19 protein-coding genes and 1 tRNA gene are annotated in these 19,165 nt (G+C 58.4%); 12 read left to right on the forward strand and 8 right to left on the reverse strand.

Going from position 1 to position 19,165, the window contains the following annotated elements; translation table 11 throughout:
- The first annotated feature begins 61 nt into the window (after positions 1–61).
- Both KZZ06_RS12655 and KZZ06_RS12660 read left to right on the forward strand, forming a co-directional pair.
- Positions 62–2,470: an FAD-dependent oxidoreductase gene (locus KZZ06_RS12655; RefSeq protein WP_219580488.1), complete on the forward strand. Its 2,409-nt coding sequence runs from the start codon at positions 62–64 to the stop codon at positions 2,468–2,470.
- Between the two features lie 38 nt (positions 2,471–2,508).
- On the forward strand, positions 2,509–3,123 hold the full coding sequence (locus tag KZZ06_RS12660) for an NTP transferase domain-containing protein (protein ID WP_219580489.1): 615 nt from the start codon (positions 2,509–2,511) through the stop codon (positions 3,121–3,123).
- Between the two features lie 145 nt (positions 3,124–3,268).
- Here the strand turns inward: KZZ06_RS12660 and KZZ06_RS12665 are convergent.
- Positions 3,269–3,352: transfer RNA gene (locus KZZ06_RS12665), tRNA-Leu, on the reverse strand.
- 123 nt (positions 3,353–3,475) lie between these two features.
- On the opposite strand from KZZ06_RS12665, the gene KZZ06_RS12670 reads away from it, so the two are divergent.
- Positions 3,476–4,054, forward strand: a complete 579-nt coding sequence (locus KZZ06_RS12670) for a YqaA family protein (protein WP_219580490.1) — start codon at positions 3,476–3,478, stop codon at positions 4,052–4,054.
- The gene (locus KZZ06_RS12675; protein ID WP_219580491.1) at positions 4,054–4,521 is read left to right on the forward strand and encodes a disulfide bond formation protein B; all 468 of its coding nucleotides are present in this window, start codon (positions 4,054–4,056) and stop codon (positions 4,519–4,521) included. The genes KZZ06_RS12670 and KZZ06_RS12675 overlap by 1 nt, the downstream gene beginning before the upstream one ends.
- On the opposite strand, the gene KZZ06_RS12680 is transcribed toward KZZ06_RS12675, so the two are convergent.
- The gene (locus KZZ06_RS12680) at positions 4,518–4,961 is read right to left on the reverse strand and encodes an Lrp/AsnC family transcriptional regulator (protein ID WP_219580492.1); all 444 of its coding nucleotides are present in this window, start codon (positions 4,959–4,961) and stop codon (positions 4,518–4,520) included. The two genes, KZZ06_RS12675 and KZZ06_RS12680, sit on opposite strands and share 4 nt — an antisense overlap.
- A gap of 109 nt (positions 4,962–5,070) precedes the next feature.
- Between KZZ06_RS12680 and rocF the strand changes: the two genes are divergently transcribed.
- Both rocF and KZZ06_RS12690 read left to right on the forward strand, forming a co-directional pair.
- Complete coding sequence (gene rocF, locus KZZ06_RS12685; protein ID WP_219580493.1) at positions 5,071–5,991, forward strand: arginase; 921 nt, start codon at positions 5,071–5,073, stop codon at positions 5,989–5,991.
- A gap of 20 nt (positions 5,992–6,011) precedes the next feature.
- Positions 6,012–7,061: an ornithine cyclodeaminase gene (locus tag KZZ06_RS12690; protein WP_219580494.1), complete on the forward strand. Its 1,050-nt coding sequence runs from the start codon at positions 6,012–6,014 to the stop codon at positions 7,059–7,061.
- 3 nt (positions 7,062–7,064) lie between these two features.
- Here the strand turns inward: KZZ06_RS12690 and KZZ06_RS12695 are convergent, their stop codons facing one another.
- Both KZZ06_RS12695 and dksA read right to left on the reverse strand, forming a co-directional pair.
- Entirely contained in the window at positions 7,065–8,234 is a 1,170-nt protein-coding gene (locus KZZ06_RS12695; protein ID WP_219580495.1) for an FAD-dependent monooxygenase, read from the reverse strand.
- 68 nt (positions 8,235–8,302) lie between these two features.
- Complete coding sequence (gene dksA / locus KZZ06_RS12700) at positions 8,303–8,725, reverse strand: RNA polymerase-binding protein DksA (RefSeq protein WP_219580496.1); 423 nt, start codon at positions 8,723–8,725, stop codon at positions 8,303–8,305.
- A gap of 163 nt (positions 8,726–8,888) precedes the next feature.
- Here dksA and KZZ06_RS12705 point away from each other — a divergent pair, with 163 nt between their 5' ends.
- The 5 genes from KZZ06_RS12705 to KZZ06_RS12725 all read left to right on the forward strand — a co-directional run bounded on the left by KZZ06_RS12705 (position 8,889) and on the right by KZZ06_RS12725 (position 13,538).
- Positions 8,889–9,728, forward strand: a complete 840-nt coding sequence (locus KZZ06_RS12705) for a MoxR family ATPase (protein WP_219580497.1) — start codon at positions 8,889–8,891, stop codon at positions 9,726–9,728.
- Between the two features lie 285 nt (positions 9,729–10,013).
- Positions 10,014–11,375: a DUF2927 domain-containing protein gene (locus KZZ06_RS12710; RefSeq protein WP_219580498.1), complete on the forward strand. Its 1,362-nt coding sequence runs from the start codon at positions 10,014–10,016 to the stop codon at positions 11,373–11,375.
- An 18-nt stretch (positions 11,376–11,393) separates the two neighbouring features.
- On the forward strand, positions 11,394–11,567 hold the full coding sequence (locus KZZ06_RS12715; RefSeq protein ID WP_219580499.1) for an apolipoprotein acyltransferase: 174 nt from the start codon (positions 11,394–11,396) through the stop codon (positions 11,565–11,567).
- 3 nt (positions 11,568–11,570) lie between these two features.
- Positions 11,571–12,758 (forward strand): VWA domain-containing protein, encoded by a 1,188-nt coding sequence (locus KZZ06_RS12720; protein WP_219580500.1) that lies wholly within the window; start codon positions 11,571–11,573, stop codon positions 12,756–12,758.
- A 96-nt stretch (positions 12,759–12,854) separates the two neighbouring features.
- Positions 12,855–13,538, forward strand: a complete 684-nt coding sequence (locus KZZ06_RS12725; RefSeq protein ID WP_219580501.1) for a M48 family metalloprotease — start codon at positions 12,855–12,857, stop codon at positions 13,536–13,538.
- On the opposite strand, the gene KZZ06_RS12730 is transcribed toward KZZ06_RS12725, so the two are convergent.
- From KZZ06_RS12730 to KZZ06_RS12745, 4 genes are all read right to left on the reverse strand, one after another.
- Positions 13,535–14,080, reverse strand: coding sequence for an RSP_2648 family PIN domain-containing protein (locus KZZ06_RS12730; RefSeq protein ID WP_219580502.1), 546 nt, complete (start codon positions 14,078–14,080; stop codon positions 13,535–13,537). The genes KZZ06_RS12725 and KZZ06_RS12730 overlap by 4 nt on opposite strands.
- Positions 14,081–15,307 (reverse strand): RSP_2647 family RNA methyltransferase, encoded by a 1,227-nt coding sequence (locus KZZ06_RS12735; protein WP_219580503.1) that lies wholly within the window; start codon positions 15,305–15,307, stop codon positions 14,081–14,083.
- 84 nt (positions 15,308–15,391) lie between these two features.
- Positions 15,392–15,664: a hypothetical protein gene (locus KZZ06_RS12740; RefSeq protein ID WP_219580504.1), complete on the reverse strand. Its 273-nt coding sequence runs from the start codon at positions 15,662–15,664 to the stop codon at positions 15,392–15,394.
- Positions 15,661–18,480 (reverse strand): glutamine-synthetase adenylyltransferase, encoded by a 2,820-nt coding sequence (locus tag KZZ06_RS12745; protein WP_219580505.1) that lies wholly within the window; start codon positions 18,478–18,480, stop codon positions 15,661–15,663. The genes KZZ06_RS12740 and KZZ06_RS12745 overlap by 4 nt, the downstream gene beginning before the upstream one ends.
- Before the next feature lie 230 nt (positions 18,481–18,710).
- Between KZZ06_RS12745 and KZZ06_RS12750 the strand changes: the two genes are divergently transcribed.
- A complete protein-coding gene (locus KZZ06_RS12750; protein WP_219580506.1) occupies positions 18,711–19,118 on the forward strand; it encodes a DUF2852 domain-containing protein in 408 nt (135 codons plus the stop codon).
- The last annotated feature ends 47 nt before the right edge of the window (positions 19,119–19,165 follow it).

Genomic DNA, 19,165 nt, shown 5'->3' on the forward strand with positions numbered 1-19,165 from the left:
ACATGCCTGCCCGATGTGCGCTTGCAACGATCCGGTAAAACCGCCCAAAGGGAGAGCCATAATGAAAACCACCACCCGCGCGCTTGTTATTGGGGGCGGCGTTGTCGGCGCGTCCGTGCTGTATCACCTGACCAAGCTTGGCTGGAAAGACGTAATGCTGGTAGAGCGGTCAGAACTGACGTCGGGCAGCACATGGCACGCGGCGGGCGGGTTTCACACGCTGAACGGCGATACGAATATGGCCGCATTACAGGGCTATACGATCCGTCTGTACAAAGAGCTGGAAGAAATCACCGGCATGTCTTGCGGGTTGCACCACGTCGGCGGCGTGACCCTTGCGGATACGCCGGAACGCTTTGATATGATGTTGGCGGAACGGGCCAAGCACCGTTTCATGGGGCTGGATACCGAGATCGTCGGACCGGAAGAAATCGCCAAAATCGCGCCGATCACCAATCTGGATGGCATTATCGGCGGGCTTTATGATCCGCTTGATGGGCATCTTGACCCGTCGGGTACAACCCACGCCTATGCCAAGGCGGCGCGCATGGGCGGTGCCACGATCGAGACCCATTGTATGGTGCGCGAAACCAATCAGCGGGCGGATGGCACATGGGATGTGGTCACCGACAAAGGGACGATCCACACCGAACATCTGATTAACGCGGGCGGGCTTTGGGCGCGCGAGGTTGGGACCATGGCGGGCGTTTACCTGCCGCTTCACCCGATGGAACACCAGTATATCGTGACCGATGACATCCCGCAGATTTACGAGCGTGACGCCGAGCACCCCCATGTGATGGACCCCGCCGGAGAAAGCTATCTGCGCCAAGAAGGGCGTGGGCTGTGCATCGGGTTTTATGAGCAATCCGCGCGACCATGGGCCGTGGATGGCACGCCGTGGGGTTTTGGCCACGAACTGCTGCCTGATGATTTTGACAAGATCGAACAAAGCATTGATTTTGCGTATAAACGTTTCCCCGTGCTGGCCACTGCGGGGGTGAAATCCGTAATCCACGGGCCGTTTACCTTTGCCCCCGACGGCAACCCGTTGGTCGGCCCTGTGCCGGGCGTGCGCAATTACTGGTCGGCGTGCGGTGTGATGGCGGGGTTCTCTCAGGGGGGCGGTGTCGGATTGATGCTGGCGCAATGGATGATCGAGGGCGAACCGGAACGCGATGTAATGGCAATGGATGTGGCGCGGTTCGGCGACTGGATCAGCCCCGGCTATACCCTGCCCAAGGTGATCGAGAACTACCAAAAACGGTTCTCGGTGTCCTATCCGAACGAAGAACTGCCCGCCGCGCGGCCGCATCGCACAACGCCCATGTATGATATTTTCAGCGACATGGGCGCGGTTTGGGGCCAGCAATACGGTCTTGAGGTGGCCAATTACTTTGCCCAAGGGGATGAGCCGCGTTTTGAAACCCCATCTTTCCGCCGTTCCGACGCGTTCAGCGCAACCGCGCGCGAGGTTGCAGGCGTCCGCGCCAGCGTGGGCATCAACGAGGTGCAGAATTTCGGCAAGTATCTGATCACGGGCACCGATGCGCGGGCTTGGCTGGACCGGATTATGGCCGGACGCATCCCGAAATCAGGGCGCATGTCGCTGACACCGATGCTGTCAGAAAATGGCAAGCTGATTGGCGATTTCACCATCTCCTGTCTGGGCGAAGAAACCTTTCAACTTACCGCATCTTATGGCGCGCAGGCCTATCACATGCGCTGGTTTACCCAGCATCTAAACGGCGATGTCCGGGTTGAGAATATATCGGACAGGCGCAACGGGTTTCAGATCGCGGGGCCGAACGCGGCCAAGCTTTTGCAGGCCTGCAGCCGCGCGGATGTCAGCGACATCAAATTTATGGATGTGCGTGAAATGACCGTTGGTATGGTGAATTGTCTGGTGCAACGCGTCAGCTATACAGGCGATTTGGGGTTTGAGATTTACTGCGACCCAATGGATCAGCGCAGCCTTTGGAATACCCTTTGGGAAGCGGGCAAAATATTCGACATGATCCCATTTGGCATGCGTGCGATGATGTCCCTGCGCCTGGACAAGTTCTTTGGCAGCTGGATGTCCGAGTTCTCACCGGATTATACCGCCGCTGAAACGGGCCTTGATCGCTTTATCAGTTTCAAGAAAGACGTTGATTTCATTGGACGATCCGCAGCTGAAGCCGAACGGGATAAAGGGCCGGATCGCACATTGTGCGCCTTTGAGGTCGATAGCATTGACGCGGATGTGCAGGGCTACGAGCCGATCTGGCATGATGGTCATGTGGTAGGCTTTTGCACATCAGGGGGCTATTCGCATTTCGCGCGGAAATCCATCGCGCTGGGGTTCGTGCCCACGAACAGCAAACGCGAAGGCCTGATGGTCGAGATCGAGATTTTAGGCAAGATGTGCCCTGCCCGATTGATCACCACACCGCTGTTTGACGTCGATGGTGCCCGCATGCGCGGCTAGGGCTTAACCGCGCCACCAAATCCCGTTAACGATAGAGCATGAGCACAACCAACATCCCGATTATCCTGCTTGCTGCGGGTCAGTCTTCGCGCATGCGCGGGCGCGACAAGCTGCTTGAAATCGTTGACGGTATCGCCTTGCTACGGCGTCAGGCGTTGATGGCGCTGGGCACCGCGGCGGGGCCGGTTTTTGTCACCCTGCCGCCAGCACCGCACCCGCGCTACGGCGTGATTGACGATCTGGATGTAACGCTGGTCCCTGTTCCTGATGCGGACGAAGGGATGAATGCGTCGATCAGGCGCGGGGTTGCCGCCTTGCCGCCGGATACTGCCGCCGCAATGATGCTGCTTGCCGATTTGCCGGATCTCACCACCGATGATCTAATGACATGTTTGGGGCGTGTTGATTTGACGTCGGGCAACTTGATCTGGCGCGGTGCCACGGCGGATGGCAAGCCGGGTCATCCCATCATCTTTGCGGCCGAACATTTTGCAGGGCTTGCCAGCCTTAGGGGCGACAGTGGCGGGCGCGATATTGTCGCTGCGGCCCATAATCACACGCAGCTTATTCCCCTGCCCGATCAACACGCCCGCCGCGATCTGGACACGCCAGAAGCCTGGGCCACATGGCGGCGTGAAAACCCCAACCGATAGCCATTAACGAAATAAAAACTGGCGCTTACGGCATTCCTGCGGCGTAAAAATCCGAGCGCGAAAATGACGATAACACCGGTGAAACATTAAGTTTTCACCGATAATCATCATCATTTTTTCACGGAAAGCCTTGCCAAAAACAAGGTGGTACCCAAGGCCGGACTCGAACCGGCACGCCTCGCGGCGGGGGATTTTGAATCCCCTGCGTCTACCATTCCGCCACTCGGGCACTGGGGGGCTGATACCGTGCAATGCGCGGGTCGGCAAGGGCAAATTTACCGGTTTCTCTTGACCACGCAGGATAGTCGTGGTGTTGCCAATAAAACAAAGTCCCTTCTGCGGAGAACCCCCTATGATCCGACGCCTTTATGACTGGGTGCTGAGCCTTGCCAACCACCCGAACGCGCTTTGGGCGCTGGCCGTGATCGCATTTGTAGAGAGTTCGGTGTTCCCGATTCCACCTGACATCATGATGATTCCGATGATTCTGGCCCGCCCGAACCGGGCATGGCTGATTGCTGGGGTTGCATTGGTTGCCTCGGTTGCAGGCGGCATGCTGGGCTATGCGATCGGGGCCTTCGCCTTTGATACGATTGGCGCACCGATTTTGGCCAGCTTGGGAAAAGCCGATGCAATGGCTGAATTCTCAACCCGCTTCAATGACATGGGGTTCTGGGCGGTGCTGACCGCCGGGGTAACGCCATTTCCGTACAAAGTGATCACGATCATGTCGGGCTGGACGGCAATGCCCTTGGGTACGTTTATCGTGACCTCCATTCTGGCACGGGCGTTGCGGTTTTTCATCGTCGCAGCATTGTTATGGAAATTCGGCGCACCGATCCGCGATTTCATTGAACGCAGGCTGCCGCTGGTGTTTACAGTCGGTGTGATCCTTCTGTTCGGTGGCTTTTTTGCGGTGAGGTACTTGTGATGACGCGCAATACGTTGGTTTTAGTGGCGACACTCGGGTCGGCGGCGATGCTGTTGGGCGCGTTCGGATTTCAGCATATTGGCGGGCTGGCCCCGTGTAAGATGTGCCTGTGGCAAAGATGGCCCCACGCCGCTGCGATATTCATTGGTGTGATCATGCTGTTCGGCGCACCGCGCGCATTGATCTGGCTGGGTGCCTTGGCTGTCACGGTGACAGGCGCAATCGGTGTGTATCACGCAGGTGTTGAATGGAAATGGTGGCCCGGCCCGTCAAGCTGCACGGGCGGCGGTATGGATCTTGGCGCGCTAAGCGGCAGCGATCTATTGTCGACAACTGCGCCGTCCGGCTTGGTCATGTGCGACGAAATCGTCTGGCAATTTCTGGGCCTGTCCATGGCCGGCTGGAACGCGGTGATCAGTGTGGTTCTATTGGCAATCTGGGTCGCAGCAGCGCGCGCACGGGCCTAAGACGCCCCCGCACCCTGCCCGGTTTTGCGCGTCTTCAGCAGCAGACTGGTTTCACTGGCCACGACCCCTTCGAGTTTGCGAATGCGGGCCAGTACGGCGTCGAATTCCTCAAGGGTTTTCGTGCCTATTTCAACGATAACATCCCAGCGTCCGTTGGTTGAATGAACCGCGCGCAATTGCGCCATTCCCATCAAGGTGCGCGTGATCCGGTCGGTGCCACGGCCTTCGATCTCGACCATCATCAATCCGCGCACCGGATCGGCCAAAACATCTGACCGTGTGACAACGGTGAACCCCAGTATTTCACCGCTTGATTGCAGCCGTTCCATACGCGCGCGCAGCGTTGTGCGCGAGATACCCAGCTTGGCCGCCAGATCCGACAGGGATGCCCGCGCGTCCTCCCGAAGGGCTGCAATCAGGGCTTCGTCCGATATGTTCATTCACTCTATCCATATTGATCAATTATGGTCCGATCTGATCACTTTATCGCATTGTAGCGATCCAGACCACCCAGTTATGTCTGAGGCAACGAAATTTAGGGGCTTAGCTATGACACAGCAAAATTGCATTCTTGTGGGCGCACCATTGGACAGCGGCAAGCGCAGCCGTGGCTGTTTGATGGGGCCAGATGCCTACCGCACCGCGGGTCTGGACACCGCACTGGCCGATCTGGGCCACACAGTCACGGATCGCGGCAATGTGGCCCCGGCACCCTATACCCCCGGCCAACACCCCAAGCTGCACGCGCTTGAGGAAACGATTGCTTGGACCCACAGCCTGGCCGACGCGGCCGAAGCAGCGCTTGGCGACGGCATCCCGATCTTTATGGGCGGTGATCATGCGCTGGCGTCTGGCACCGTCTTGGGTGCGATGCGTTTCGCGCAGGCGCAGAACCGCCCCTTGTTTGTGTTGTGGCTGGATGCCCATAGCGATTTCCACACACCCGAAAGCACGGACAGCGGCAATTTGCACGGCACGCCGTTGGGTTATGTGACGGGCCGCGAAGGTTTTGATGCCTTCCCCGATCTGCCCTACCCGCTGCCCCACGATAACATTGCCATCATCGGCTTGCGGTCCGTGGATGCGGCTGAACGTGCCGCCTTGCAGGAAACCACCATCCAGCGCGTGGACATGCGCGAGATTGACGAGACAGGCATCGCGACCCCGCTCAATGCGTTCCTTGAAAAAGTCGCGGCGGCCAATGGCATGCTGCATGTGTCGCTGGATGTTGATTTCCTTGATCCATCCGTAGCGCCTGCGGTGGGCACGACCGTTCCGGGCGGTGCCACCGTGCGCGAAGGCCATCTGGTCATGGAGATGCTACATGACAGCGGCTTGATCACATCGATGGATCTGGTCGAGCTGAACCCATTTCTGGACGAACGCGGCCGCACTGCCCGTTTGATGGTCGATCTCGCCGCATCGGCGTTTGGGCGCCGCGTGTTCGACCGCCCGACCCGCGCTTATTGATTTTGTGAAAGGATACTAAAATGACCAACCTGAACCCCTCTGAAAAGGCGCTTGTCCCCTTTGTTTCCGTTCACAACATGATGAAACTGATCCACCATATTGGTCTTGAACCCATGTTGGTGGGGCTTGGTGATTATATCGAGGCTGATTTCAAACGCTGGGAACTGTTTGACAAAACACCGCGTGTTGCCAGCCATTCCGAACAAGGCGTGATCGAGCTCATGCCCACGTCAGATGGGGATGTCTACGGGTTCAAATACGTCAACGGGCACCCTTCAAACACGGCAGATGGCTTGCAGACGGTGACGGCATTCGGGTTGCTGGCCAATGTGGCCAACGGCTATCCCGTGTTGCTGTCCGAGATGACGATCCTGACCGCGCTGCGCACTGCCGCGACGTCGGCGGTTGTCGCGCGTTTGCTAGCCCCCAAGGGCGCGCATGTGATGGCGATGATCGGCAACGGCGCGCAATCGGAATTCCAGACATTGGCGATGAAGGCGATTGTTGGCATCGATGAGGTACGTCTGTTTGATATCGACCCTGCCGCGATGGCGAAATGTGCCGCCAATCTGGCGGGCCAAGGGATCAAGGTCGTGGCCTGCGACACCGCCGAGGAGGCAATCATGGGCGCGCAGATCGTCACCACCTGCACCGCAGACAAGCAATACGCGACGATCCTGACCGATAACATGGTCGGCGCGGGCATCCACATCAACGCAATTGGCGGCGATTGCCCCGGTAAAACAGAACTGGCCCCCGCGATTTTGCACCGTGCGGGTATCTTTGTGGAATACCCCGAACAAACCCGGATCGAGGGCGAAATCCAGCAGCTTGACGCCGATCATCCGGTTACTGAAATCTGGCAAGTGTTGACGGGTCAGGCATCGGGCCGCACAGATGACAAGCAGATCACCCTGTTTGACAGCGTTGGTTTCGCGATCGAGGATTTTTCGGCGCTGCGCTATGTGCGCGATCAGATTGCCACGACGGGGCTGTTTGATCCGCTTGATCTGCTGGCCGATCCCGAAGATCCACGCGATCTGTTCGGTATGCTGCAACGCGCAGGCTAGGGTTTACTTTTTGGCTGTAACATCATGATGATACAGCCAATTAAACGCCCCTATCATGGCCCCCGGAACCAGTTTGCTGGCAACCCGTAGGCCCGTGTGTGCGACACTGCGTTTGATGCCCGGCTGCAGATGGTATCTGGCCGCGTTGCCCGCTGCCGCCTTGATCACCCGCTGGGCGCGGGCCTTGCGCAGATTTTGATAGCGTTGCATCGCCTGATCCTCGGGCGCGTTCAAGACGCAATCGGCCAATACCCAGGCGTCTTCCAGCGCCATATTGGCCCCTTGGGCCAGAAACGGCAGCGTCGGGTGCGCCGCATCCCCGACCAGCGCCACACCGCCTTGGTGCCAAGTCTCTGCGACTGGATGCAGGTGCAGCCCCCACAACGTACAGCGTTCGACGGCGGCGATCATGTCGCCCGCGCGCCCACCAAACCCGTCGAAAGCCCTGCGAAGATTTGCCGGATCATCCGCAATTGACCAACCCTCGGGTGCCCAGTCAGACCGCTCTTCGACGGCGACCAGATTAACCAGTTTGCCACCCCGCAAGGGATAGCTGACCAAATGACGACCGGGACCCATGGTGACATGTGCCTCGTTCGGGTGATTGAACGCATTCGGGACCACCGCCCGCCACGCCACCTGCCCGCTAAAGCGCGGCTTGGCTGCGCCATTCATCTGGGCGCGGGTTTTGGAATGAATACCGGTGGCGTCTACGATCAATTTGGCGCGTCGAACGGTGCCATCCGCCAGCTTGACCTGCGGCAACGGGCCGGGCAGGCAAGCGTCTGACTGCAGGCCCAATTCGATGGATACATTGCCGCGTTTCACGGCCCCCAACAGCACGTCAATCAGATCAGCGCGATGCATGAACATATAGGGGTGATCCGCCTGCCCGCGCATCAGATCAAGCCGCGCCACCTGTTTTCCGGCTTTATAGTCTTGTAAAACAACAGCTTCGCCGCGCACGGCACTGCGGGCTTTCAATTGCGGCTCAAGGCCCATCGCACGCAAGACGGCCATGCCATTGGGGCTGATCTGCAAGCCGGCACCGACCTCGGCTATTGCGGGGGCTTGTTCCAGCAAGGTTACAGCCATGCCGCGCCGGGACAAACATGCCGCCGTGGCAAGCCCGCCGATGCCGCCACCGATCACCATTGCATTACTGATCGCCATTTAGCCCCCAAACGACAAAAGCGCCGGAAATTGACCCCGGCGCTTTTGCATGAATTTCTAACTAGTGATCAATCGTCACGGTGAACTTTTTCGCGACGCTCGTGACGTTCTTGTGCCTCAAGGCTCATCGTGGCGATGGGCCGCGCGTCAAGACGTTTCAGCGAAATGGGGTCGCCAGTGACCGAACAATATCCGAACTCACCCTCGTCAATGCGGCGCAATGCGGCGTCAATCTTGCTGACCAGTTTGCGCGCCCGGTCACGTGTCCGCAATTCCAATGCACGGTCTGTTTCTTCTGAGGCACGATCGTTCACGTCCGGGATGTTGCGTGTACCATCCTGAAGACCTTCGATTGTGTCACGGCTGCCAGCCAGCAGCTCTGCTTTCCAATTTAATAACTTGCGTCTGAAATATTCGACTTGCCGATCGTTCATGAACGGCTCGTCTTCGGCAGGGCTATAGCCTTCTGCCAGAAAAACTTCCTGCTTCATATCATTCCCCATAGCGGTCCTAGATCCAGTCATTGAGGTCAGTCTCCCGACTCCGCTCCTGATGCAGGCATCTAACGCAGCGTTCACCGATTGTCACTACACAATGCGGTCTAATATTGGTTTAAGGATGAAGAATAACGCGCCAAAAAGGGTTGATAACAAGATGAAATTCCAAGGAACTGATGATTACGTCGCAACGGATGATCTGACAATTGCGGTTAACGCCGCCGTCACGCTCGAGCGCCCATTGCTCGTAAAAGGTGAACCTGGCACCGGTAAAACCGAACTGGCGCGGCAGGTTTCAAACGCCCTCGGCCTGCCCATGATTGAATGGAATATCAAGTCCACGACCCGCGCCCAGCAAGGCCTGTACGAATATGACGCGGTCAGCCGCCTGCGCGACAGCCAACTTGGCGAAGAGCGCGTCCATGATGTAAAAAACTACATCCGCAAAGGTAAATTGTGGCAGGCGTTCGAGGCAGAAGGCAAAACCGTTCTGCTGATCGACGAAATCGACAAGGCCGATATCGAATTCCCGAACGATCTGCTGCAAGAGCTCGATAAGATGGAATTCTTTGTCTACGAGACCGGCGAGACGATCAAAGCCGTGAACCGCCCCATCGTCATCATCACATCCAACAATGAAAAAGAACTGCCTGACGCGTTTTTGCGCCGCTGTTTCTTTCACTATATCCAGTTTCCGGAAATGGACACGCTGCGCAAAATCGTCGAAGTCCACCATCCCGGCATCAAAGAAACCCTGCTGACCACCGCGCTGACACAGTTTTACGACATCCGCGATCAGCAGGGCCTCAAGAAGAAACCATCAACATCCGAAGTGTTGGATTGGCTGAAACTGCTATTGGCCGAAGACATGGATGCCGCCGATCTCAAGAAAGACGGCAAAAGCGCATTGCCCAAATTGCACGGCGCTTTGTTGAAAAATGAACAAGACGTGCATCTGTTTGAACGTCTGGCATTTATGGCCCGCGCGCAGAAATAACTGCGCAGACGAACGGGCTGGCGGCAGTTTCGCCGGCCCCATACACTTGTGGCGTGCACGACACGCGCGTCACAAGCTTGCCTCATTCGTTAACATTTCTCTCTCTTTTGACACCATTGGTCCTTAGAAAGGTCTGGTTAGTGGTTAATTTTGACCCTGTAATCAGCTCCAAAGGGCAAACAGGCGAATGACTTATTTGAATTCGGCGCGTTTCGTGTCGACCGTACACTCGGTTTTTAAGCGCCAGCAGGCGCAAGTGGCATCAACAGCAAATGGTGACCGCCCATGAGAACCGGATTTCTGATCGCGCTAATGCTGTTGGTCGCGGCCTGCACCCCCGCCCCCGACAATGCTGTCGTCAGCCGTGCGGCCGTTGACGCCGTGCCCTCATCCCTGCCTGCGATGAAAAACTTTGCCACACACTATCCGCAAGCGGTCCCACGTTCGAACAACGACCTGTCACTCGATTTCATCGAACTCGCGTTTCGCATGGAAAGCGGCAAGGATCTGCGCGTTTTCACCCGCTTTGAAGGTCCGGTAACCATTCGTGTCACCGGCGCGCCGCCCGCCACCCTTGGACCCGATCTGGGGCGTCTGATCTCGCGTTTGCGGTCCGAGGCACGCATTGACATCACCCCAACCACGTCACCCGACGCCAACATCACAATCGAGGCCGTCAGCCGGTCCAAAATCCGTCAGGTCTTGCCCCAAGCGGCATGTTTTGTGGCCCCTAACGTCAGCAGCATCAACGAATATAAAAAAGCGCGGCGCACTGCCCAGACGAATTGGAGCCTGATGACCACGCGTAAACATGTTGCGATTTTTGTGCCCAATGACGCCAGCCCCCAAGAGGTCCGCGATTGCCTCCACGAGGAAGTCGCACAGGCGCTTGGGCCGCTCAACGATCTCTACCGTTTGCCGGATTCGGTATTCAACGACGACAACGTGCATACCGTGTTAACCGGTTTCGATATGATGATCTTGCGGGCCTATTACGACCCTGCCCTGCGCTCTGGCATGTCACGCGGTCAGGTCGCGAACACCCTGCCCGGCATTTTGGCGCGCATCAATCCGCGCGGCACCGCGGCCAAAGCCCGCTATGTCACCCGCACCCCACAGGAATGGAATAATGCAGTTCAGGGCGCGCTTGGCCCCGGCCGGTCAGACGGTCAACGCCAGGACGCCGCCTATAGCGCCATCAAAATCGCGCAAAGCCTGGGCTGGCAGGATCACCGCCGTGCCTTTGCGCATTATGCCATGGGCCGCGCACTTCAAAGCGGCGATCAAGAGGCCGCGCACAAACAATACGAGCTGGCCGATCTCTATTATTCTCACAATCCTGGCACAGATCTGCACCGCGCCTATGTCGCCACGCAGCTGGGTGCCTATTCAATCACCCAAGGCAACGGTGCCGAGGCGTTGCAAATTATCGGCCCTCATGTCGAAACCGCGCGCCGCCGCGAAAACGCCGCCCTGCTCAGCACCCTTCTGTTGCTGCGCGCCGAAGCATTAGAGCTGGAACACCGCCCCGCTGAGGCACGGCTTGTCAGGCTGGACAGTCTAGGCTGGGCGCGCTACGGCTTTGGTTCTGATTGGGCTGTGCGGGCCAAGATGCGCGAGATCGCGTCGCTGAACCCGCTCAAATAACACGTAAAGCGGGCTGACATGATCGTAATAATATTCGCGCTGATCGGCGCAATCTGGGGCGTATTGGCCGCCCGCAAACGCCAAGGCAACCGCAAGGATATGGCGCAATATGCCGCCGGATATGCCATGGCATTTGTAATCGTGGGCATGATCCTGACGGTCATCCTCGACCGCGTCCTGACCGGGGGCTAATCGATGTTTCTGCCATTTTTCGATGAATTACGCCGCCACAAAGTCCCCGTTTCGATGCGGGAATTTCTGGCGTTTCTAGATGGAATGGCAGCCGGTCTTGCGACCTATGATGTGGATGCGTTTTACTATCTGGCCCGGGTCAGCATGGTCAAAGACGAACGCAACATCGACAAGTTCGACCAAGCTTTCTCAGCGGCATTTAAAGGCTTGGAAAACATCGACTTGGACGACGTTCTTGAAGCGGTTGATATCCCCAAGGACTGGCTGGAAAAGATGGCTGAAAAACATCTCACCGCCGAGGAAAAAGCCGAGATCGAAGCCGCAGGCGGTTTTGACAAACTGATGGAAACCCTGCGCAAACGGCTCGAAGAACAAAAGGGTCGCCATCAGGGTGGCAATAAATGGGTTGGCACGGCGGGCACCTCGCCTTTCGGTGCCTATGGCTACAACCCCGAAGGCGTGCGCGTAGGACAAGAAGGGTCACGCCACCAGCGCGCGGTCAAGGTCTGGGACAAACGCGAATTCAAGAACCTCGACGATACGGTCGAGCTGGGCACCCGCAACATCAAGGTGGCCCTGAAACGTCTGCGTCGTTGGGCCCGCGATGGTGCTGCCGACGAACTCGATCTGGGCGGTACAATCCGCGCCACGGCCGAACACGGCTATCTTGATGTGAAAACCCGCCCCGAACGCCGCAATGCTGTCAAAGTGCTACTGTTTTTGGATGTCGGCGGCTCGATGGATCCGCATATCAAAACGGTCGAGGAACTGTTCAGCGCCGCCAAGGCCGAATTCAAACATCTCGAATATTTCTACTTCCACAACTGCCTCTACGAAGGTGTGTGGCGCGACAACCGCCGCCGCTGGTCCGAACAGCTATCCACCCACGAAGTGCTGCGGACCTATGGGCCTGATTATAAATGCATTTTTGTAGGAGACGCCTCAATGTCGCCCTATGAAATCGCCTATCCCGGCGGGGCCAATGAACATTGGAACCCCGAAGCAGGCTCTGTCTGGCTTGACCGGGCACGCGAGCAATGGAACAGCAGCCTCTGGATCAACCCGATCCCCGAAAAATACTGGCCCTACACCCAATCCATCAAAATGGTGCAAGAAATATTCGGGGCTGATGCCATGGTCCCCATGACCCTCGAAGGGCTCAGCCGCGGCATGCGGGCACTGACCCGCTAACCCCATGTCGATAGTCGCGCCACACTCTATCGCTTCACCCTTTCATAAATACTCATCTGCGCTTGCCCTTCCGCCCAGACCGCCCATATTGGTCATATGATACGCGTCATCCCCATCCTGCTTGCCGTCCTTTACGGCCTTGCGATGTACCGCTTTTCCGCGTGGCGTACGGCCAAGGAGCTGGACGAAAAATCCACCGAACTTGTCGACCCCGCTTTGGCCGAGATGGGCCAGAAAATGGCGAAAGCGCTCGATCTGCCACGTATCAAGGTCCATATTTACGAGGTCGCCCCGGTCAACGGGTTGGCGGCCCCCGATGGGCGCATTTTCATTACGCGTGGGTTTTATAATAAATTCAGATCAGGCGACGTCTCGGCCGAGGAACTGGCCAGTGTCATCGCTCATGAACTGGGCCATGTCGCCCTTGGCCATTCCCGACGTCGCATGATCGATTTTTCCGGCCAGAATGCCATGCGGGCCGCCCTTGGGATGATCTTGGGGCGTTTGATTCCCGGGGTTGGGGTTTGGGTCGCGAATATGGTGGCCAGCCTGCTGGCGGCGCGCCTGTCACGGGCCGACGAATACGAGGCCGACGCCTATGCCGCAGCGCTGTTAACCAAGGCAGGCATCGGCGTTGCGCCGCAAATATCACTGTTTAATAAGCTCGAGGCGTTGACCCAAAGCAACCACGGCACGGCCCCTGCATGGCTGTTGAGCCACCCCAAAACAGATGAACGCATTGCCGCGCTGTCCCGTCTGCAAAAACGCTGGATGTCTTAGCCAAGCGCCTTGGCAAGCCGTGGCAGGCGCGCTTTCTTAAGTAACGCGCGCATCTCCCAATCTTGACCGGATAACTGTTTCGCTTGCGCCAACACGCCCGTGGCAACATCTTCGATAATCGTGGGATGTGCCAACCAGATGCCATGCAGATAGCTGTCGGGATCGACCCGCGACAGCCCTTCTTCGGCCAAAGTCCCAAGGGGAAAATCCTTGGCGTTCAACGTCATAACCATATCGGCGTTGCCTGAGACCGCAGCCGCCAATACGTGAATGTCATTCTCGTCCGGCAGATATAACCGCCGCTCCAGCCCGGGGTTCGGCGTGACCTCGGCCCCCGGCCAGGCGGCGCGCAGCAATGCGATTTCTGCGCGGGCTTGTGCTTCGCCTGTGGGGCCGATCTTCACGGCGGCGCGGGCCCATTCTTCAAGGATACGGGCCGACCAAAGCGGGGTGAACGCGCCTGCGCGCGCTGCCCCCACCACGATTTCGCGCATCACAGTGGGGTATAGAACGCAGGCGTCGATCAGGACCCGTACAGTCATTTAAAGACGAAAGAACAACGACTTAAGGTAACCGGTTTCAGCCAGCTGTGGCAGTTGCGGATGATCCGGTCCTGCAAATCCTGTGTGCAGCATTGCCGCGCGTCGCCCTGCCCGGCCAATACCCCGAATAGAGGACGTGCGGAATTGCGTCAGGTCAGCCGCGTGCGAACAGGAACACAGCCCCAGAATACCATTTTCCGCAACCAGTGGTGCTGCCAGACGTGCAAGACGTTCATAGGCGCGCAACCCGGCCTCAAGCGCGGGTTTACCGGGGGCAAAGGCCGGCGGGTCACAGATCACAACGTCAAATTCAGCGCCCTCGGCCCGCAAGGCTGTCAGCACATCAAAGGCATCGCCTTGGCGTGTGGCAAAGCGGTCAGCGACGTTCATCGCGTCGGCCCCTTGTTGCGCCAGTTCCAGCGCAGGTGCAGAGCCATCTACCGCCAAAACAGAACTGGCCCCATTCGCCAGTGCAGCAAGGCCAAAGCCCCCCACATGGGCGAACACATCCAAGACCCGTTTGCCTTTGGACAGGTTGGCGGCAAAGGCGTGGTTGGGCCGTTGGTCATAGAAAATGCCGGTCTTTTGGCCGCCGGTCAGGTCGGCCATATAGATCGCGCCGTTCATCGGCACGGGCAGCGGTCCGTCAGGCGCTTGGCCATGCAGAACCGAACTGACATCGTCCAGACCTTCCAGGGTGCGCGTGCGGCCGGATGCGTTTTTCAGTACGTTTTTGATGCCCGTCACAGCCACCAAGGCTGCCACAAGCGCGTCGATATGCACATCGGCCCATGCCGCGTTCGGCTGGACCACGGCGGTATCGCCAAAGCGGTCGATAATCACACCGGGCAGCCCGTCGGCTTCGGCGTGGATCAGGCGATAGAACGGCGCATCATACAGCTGTTCGCGCAATTGCAATGCGCGTGCGATGTGGGCCGCAAACCAGCTTTGATCAATCACAGCTTCGGAGTTTTGATCCAGCATCCGGCAAAAGATTTTCGACAGCGGGTTCACCGCGACGATGCCCATCACCTGACGGGCGCTATCCTCGAGAATGGCAAGGCTGCCGGGGGCAAGGCCCTTGGTCCGGCGGTCGATTACCATTTCATTGGCGTAAACCCATGGAAACCCGTGACGAATGGCACGTGCATTGGCCTTTGGCAGCAGGCGAACTACTGGCAAATCAGCGGCGGAGGTCGGGGCGGATGCGATAGGGGCTGTTGTCATAACGCCTCCTCTAGTTGGTTCTGATGGATTGGGAAAGCCTTAGCGTGCGATCATCGGCTGAAACAATCCGCAGCGGCCACATATTCAATGCCGTGGGCGGCTTTTCCAGCCGCCACGCCGCTGCGGTGTCGCCATCCCCTGCAACCCTTCGCGCATGACCTCGGTCATCGGGTGTTTTTCGGCGGTGGGGCCATAACGTTCCAGCATCGACCGAATGGTCGGGCCGGTATCGGTATCAAGCGGCAGGCTAAGTGCCCAATCCAGAAAGATTGTTCTACATTCCGCCTTGGTGATGCCATCGATTTGATAGGATTCGTAAATCAGCCCTTTGGGGTCCAGCGCGTCGCCTTTGATCATGGTGTTTCCTTTTCTGGACCGGTTTTTGACGTGTCGGCATATTCTTGCAAGGCATGTGCGATGATGGCCGCCGCTGCTGCATAGGTTTGCACAAGACGGGTTTCGAGGGCCTCAAGACTGTCGCATTGCAGGCTGCGTGTCAAAAAACCCTTGCCCGCCTGCCCCAATTGATCGCTGCGCAAGACGGTCGCCGATAACAGCCGGGTCGCCGATTGCAAGGACCAGTAGGTTTCATAGGCGTCTTTCAGGGCGCGCGTATCATCGCCGCTTATAATCGCAGATGCCGCAGCCGCATCCAGACCCGCTGCAATCTGGCTGGCGGTTTCGCCCTGCAACAAGGCCCCCGCTTGGGCCAGCAGTTCAATGTCTTGCAACCGCCCCGGCCCGTTTTTCGCATCCCACGTGCCATTCGGAGCCTTAGCCGTCGCAAGCCGCGCGCGCATCTGCGCGACCTCACGCAGGGTTTCCGAGCGGTCCCGTGGCTTGGCCAGTACCTTGGACCTGAGCGCATTAAAATCATCCGCCAAATCCTGCGGCCCCACAATCACATCCGCACGGGTCAACGCCAGATGTTCCCACACCCACGCCTGCGTCATCTGATAGCTTTCAAAGCTGGCAAGACTGGTGGCAACCGGTCCCTGATTGCCCGACGGGCGCAGGCGCATGTCGATTTCATACAGCTTGCCTTGGGACATGGGCGCGGTCATTGCCGTGATCATCGCTTGGGTCAGGCGCGCATAATACAGCCGCGCGGCCAAGGGGCGCTTCCCATCGGACGCATCCACATCCAGCGGGTCATAAATCACGATCATATCCAGATCAGAGGTCGCCGTCAGACGCCGCGCGCCAAGTGACCCCATGCCCACCAATACGGCACCGCGCCCCGGGGGTGATCCGTGTTTGCGGGCAAATTCCTCGACCACGACGGGCCATAGGGCTTGCAGCACGGCGCGGGCCAGATCGGCATATTGCGCGCCAGCCGTGCGCGCATCGGTCAGCCCGCGCAGGTGATGAACCCCGACGCGGAAATGCCATTCGCGGGCCCAACGCCGGGTGGCGTCCAGCCGCGCCTCGTAATCGCCTTCGGCCTTTAATGTGTCGGCCAGCGCCTCGTGCAGCGCCGCCTCTCCCGGCCAATCGCTAAAGAAGTCACCACCAATCACCGCATCCAGCACCGCCGCATTACGCGACAGATAGGCCGCCAGTTCCGGCGAGGTGCTGACAATATCAATCAGCAGCTCCGACAAGGACGGGTTCACCTTGAGCAGCGAAAACAGCTGCACGCCCGCAGGCAGCCGCGACAGAAACCCGTCAAAGGCCAGCAGCGCCTCGGCCGGTTTATCAGCCTCTGCCAGCCGCGCCAGCAAACCGGGTTTGAGTTCCGCAAACAAATCGGCCCCCCGCGCACTGCGCAAGGCCGGATAGGTCAGCCAGCGGTCCAGAACCGCGCTGTCGAACACATGCGGCGCTGGCGCATCCGGCGGCGCTGCGTCTGCGCCGGCAAAGAACCCTTCGGTCAGGTGATGCACCTCGGCCAGACGGCGGTGCAGATCGGATTGCAGATCTTCGACGTCCTGATCCATCATGGCGGCTAACCGCGCGAACCCGTCGTCCGTCTGGGGCAATGTGTGGGTTTGCGCGTCACGGATCATTTGAACCCGGTGTTCAACCGTCCGGTGTGCGCGATAATGGTCGGTCAACGTCTCGGCCACATCTGCGGGCAACCAGTCTTTCTGCGCCAGAACGGCCAACCCGTCGCAGGTGCCACGTACGCGCAGATCGGCATCGCGCCCGCCTGCAATCAACTGGCGGGTCTGGGTGAAAAATTCGATCTCCCTAATGCCACCGCGCCCCAGTTTCATATTATGGCCGGGCAAAGTGATCGGCCCACCCAGACCTTTGTGTTCGCGGATCGCCAGCCTCATGTCATGGGCATCTTGAATCGCTGCAAAATCCAGATGGCGGCGCCACACAAACGGGCGCAAGGCTGTTAGAAACCGATCCCCCGCTGCCAAATCACCCGCTGCCGGACGCGCCTTGATATAGGCCGCCCGTTCCCATGTACGGCCAAGGCTCTCGTAATAGCGCTCCGCCGCCTCCATCGCCATGCACACCGGAGTGACCGCCGGATCGGGCCGCAGCCGCAAATCAGTGCGAAACACATAACCGTCGCCGGTAAGGTCGCTTAGCATGCCGCTCATTGCGCGGGTGGCGCGCACAAAGGCGGTGCGGGCATCGTGGAAATCATCCGTGTCAAAGCGCGTTTCATCAAACAAACAGATCAAATCGATGTCGGAGGAATAATTCAGCTCGTTCGCGCCCATCTTGCCCATGGCCAGCACGACCATGCCGGCACCGGTTTCGGCATCCTCAGCCGTCATGCCGGGCAGTTTACCCCGTTTGATCTGGGCGCGCAGCGCGGCGCATAGGGCAGCGTGACAGGCCGCATCGGCATAGTGGCTGAGCGCAGTGGTCACCTGTTCCAACGTCCAGGCACCGGCCAGATCGGCCAAGCCCGTCATCAGCGCGATCCGTCGTTTGCCCTGCCGCAGATGCGGCGACAGCTGATCATCCGCCACATCACCAGCGCCATTGATCACCGCTTGCACGGCGCTTGCAGGATCGCTTAGCGCCTCGACGCACCACGCGCTTTCTTTTTGCATCAGGTCCAACAGATAGGGCGAAACGGACCCTGCCCCGGCCACCAATGCCGCAACTTCGGGCGCAAGCCCCGGCAATGCCAGTCGTGCCTCATCGGCCTGATCGGCGTTGAAAATACGTGGAACGCGGGTGATTTGGTTGGCTAAGTTGGTCATAACACCAGCATTCGCCGTTTCGCAGGTTTGGGTCAATGGCTGGTTTTTCTACATTAAAACAAGCCGATCAGGGTCCGTCGCGGAAATAATGTAAAAAAGATTTACATCCCCCCTTGCGCGAACCCCTGACAGCCACAATCTAATGTAATGTGAAAGGGATTTACATACACCCGCACAGCAACAGGCCCAAGGTATTCAGGGCCACCACACTCTGACCGAAAGGGACTTTAATGACACAGACCTATTCCCCCGCCTACACCGCGCAACGCAGTTGGTTGGGCCGCGCCGAAGACCTGCTTGATTCAAAAGGCAAACCCGCCTGGATCGCTGCCACGGTTGTCGGTTTCATCGTCTTCTGGCCCGTTGGCCTTGCCCTTCTTGCTTATATGATCTGGAGTAAACGCATGTTTAAATCATCCTCTTGTGCCAAACGCCGCAGCCATCGTTCAATGGCCAGCAGGCCCACAGGCAACGCTGCATTTGATTCCTACAAGGCCGATACACTGGCCCGTCTCGAAGAAGAGCAAAACAATTTTGAGGCGTTCCTGACCCGCCTGCGCGAAGCCAAAGACAAGGCAGAATTCGACCAGTTCATGGCCGATCGCGCCCCCAAGAAAGACGATGCTGAAACAGCATAAGCTTGCGCAAACCCGATGCCCCCCACCATATGGGGGGCACATCCGCC

The organism is Sulfitobacter sp. CW3 (assembly GCF_019392245.1).
In the GTDB taxonomy this organism is placed as follows: domain Bacteria; phylum Pseudomonadota; class Alphaproteobacteria; order Rhodobacterales; family Rhodobacteraceae; genus Sulfitobacter.

Excerpts from the sequence above, each read along its gene's own strand:
- KZZ06_RS12655 (WP_219580488.1), top strand. The coding sequence starts at position 62 with ATGAAAACCACCACCCGCGCGCTTGTTATTGGGGGCGGCGTTGTCGGC.
- KZZ06_RS12660 (WP_219580489.1), top strand. The coding sequence starts at position 2,509 with ATGAGCACAACCAACATCCCGATTATCCTGCTTGCTGCGGGTCAGTCT.
- KZZ06_RS12670 (WP_219580490.1), top strand. The coding sequence starts at position 3,476 with ATGATCCGACGCCTTTATGACTGGGTGCTGAGCCTTGCCAACCACCCG.
- KZZ06_RS12675 (WP_219580491.1), top strand. The coding sequence starts at position 4,054 with ATGACGCGCAATACGTTGGTTTTAGTGGCGACACTCGGGTCGGCGGCG.
- KZZ06_RS12680 (WP_219580492.1), bottom strand. The coding sequence starts at position 4,961 with ATGAACATATCGGACGAAGCCCTGATTGCAGCCCTTCGGGAGGACGCG.
- rocF (WP_219580493.1), top strand. The coding sequence starts at position 5,071 with ATGACACAGCAAAATTGCATTCTTGTGGGCGCACCATTGGACAGCGGC.
- KZZ06_RS12690 (WP_219580494.1), top strand. The coding sequence starts at position 6,012 with ATGACCAACCTGAACCCCTCTGAAAAGGCGCTTGTCCCCTTTGTTTCC.
- KZZ06_RS12695 (WP_219580495.1), bottom strand. The coding sequence starts at position 8,234 with ATGGCGATCAGTAATGCAATGGTGATCGGTGGCGGCATCGGCGGGCTT.
- dksA (WP_219580496.1), bottom strand. The coding sequence starts at position 8,725 with ATGAAGCAGGAAGTTTTTCTGGCAGAAGGCTATAGCCCTGCCGAAGAC.
- KZZ06_RS12705 (WP_219580497.1), top strand. The coding sequence starts at position 8,889 with ATGAAATTCCAAGGAACTGATGATTACGTCGCAACGGATGATCTGACA.
- KZZ06_RS12710 (WP_219580498.1), top strand. The coding sequence starts at position 10,014 with ATGAGAACCGGATTTCTGATCGCGCTAATGCTGTTGGTCGCGGCCTGC.
- KZZ06_RS12715 (WP_219580499.1), top strand. The coding sequence starts at position 11,394 with ATGATCGTAATAATATTCGCGCTGATCGGCGCAATCTGGGGCGTATTG.
- KZZ06_RS12720 (WP_219580500.1), top strand. The coding sequence starts at position 11,571 with ATGTTTCTGCCATTTTTCGATGAATTACGCCGCCACAAAGTCCCCGTT.
- KZZ06_RS12725 (WP_219580501.1), top strand. The coding sequence starts at position 12,855 with ATGATACGCGTCATCCCCATCCTGCTTGCCGTCCTTTACGGCCTTGCG.
- KZZ06_RS12730 (WP_219580502.1), bottom strand. The coding sequence starts at position 14,080 with ATGACTGTACGGGTCCTGATCGACGCCTGCGTTCTATACCCCACTGTG.
- KZZ06_RS12735 (WP_219580503.1), bottom strand. The coding sequence starts at position 15,307 with ATGACAACAGCCCCTATCGCATCCGCCCCGACCTCCGCCGCTGATTTG.
- KZZ06_RS12740 (WP_219580504.1), bottom strand. The coding sequence starts at position 15,664 with ATGATCAAAGGCGACGCGCTGGACCCCAAAGGGCTGATTTACGAATCC.
- KZZ06_RS12745 (WP_219580505.1), bottom strand. The coding sequence starts at position 18,480 with ATGACCAACTTAGCCAACCAAATCACCCGCGTTCCACGTATTTTCAAC.
- KZZ06_RS12750 (WP_219580506.1), top strand. The coding sequence starts at position 18,711 with ATGACACAGACCTATTCCCCCGCCTACACCGCGCAACGCAGTTGGTTG.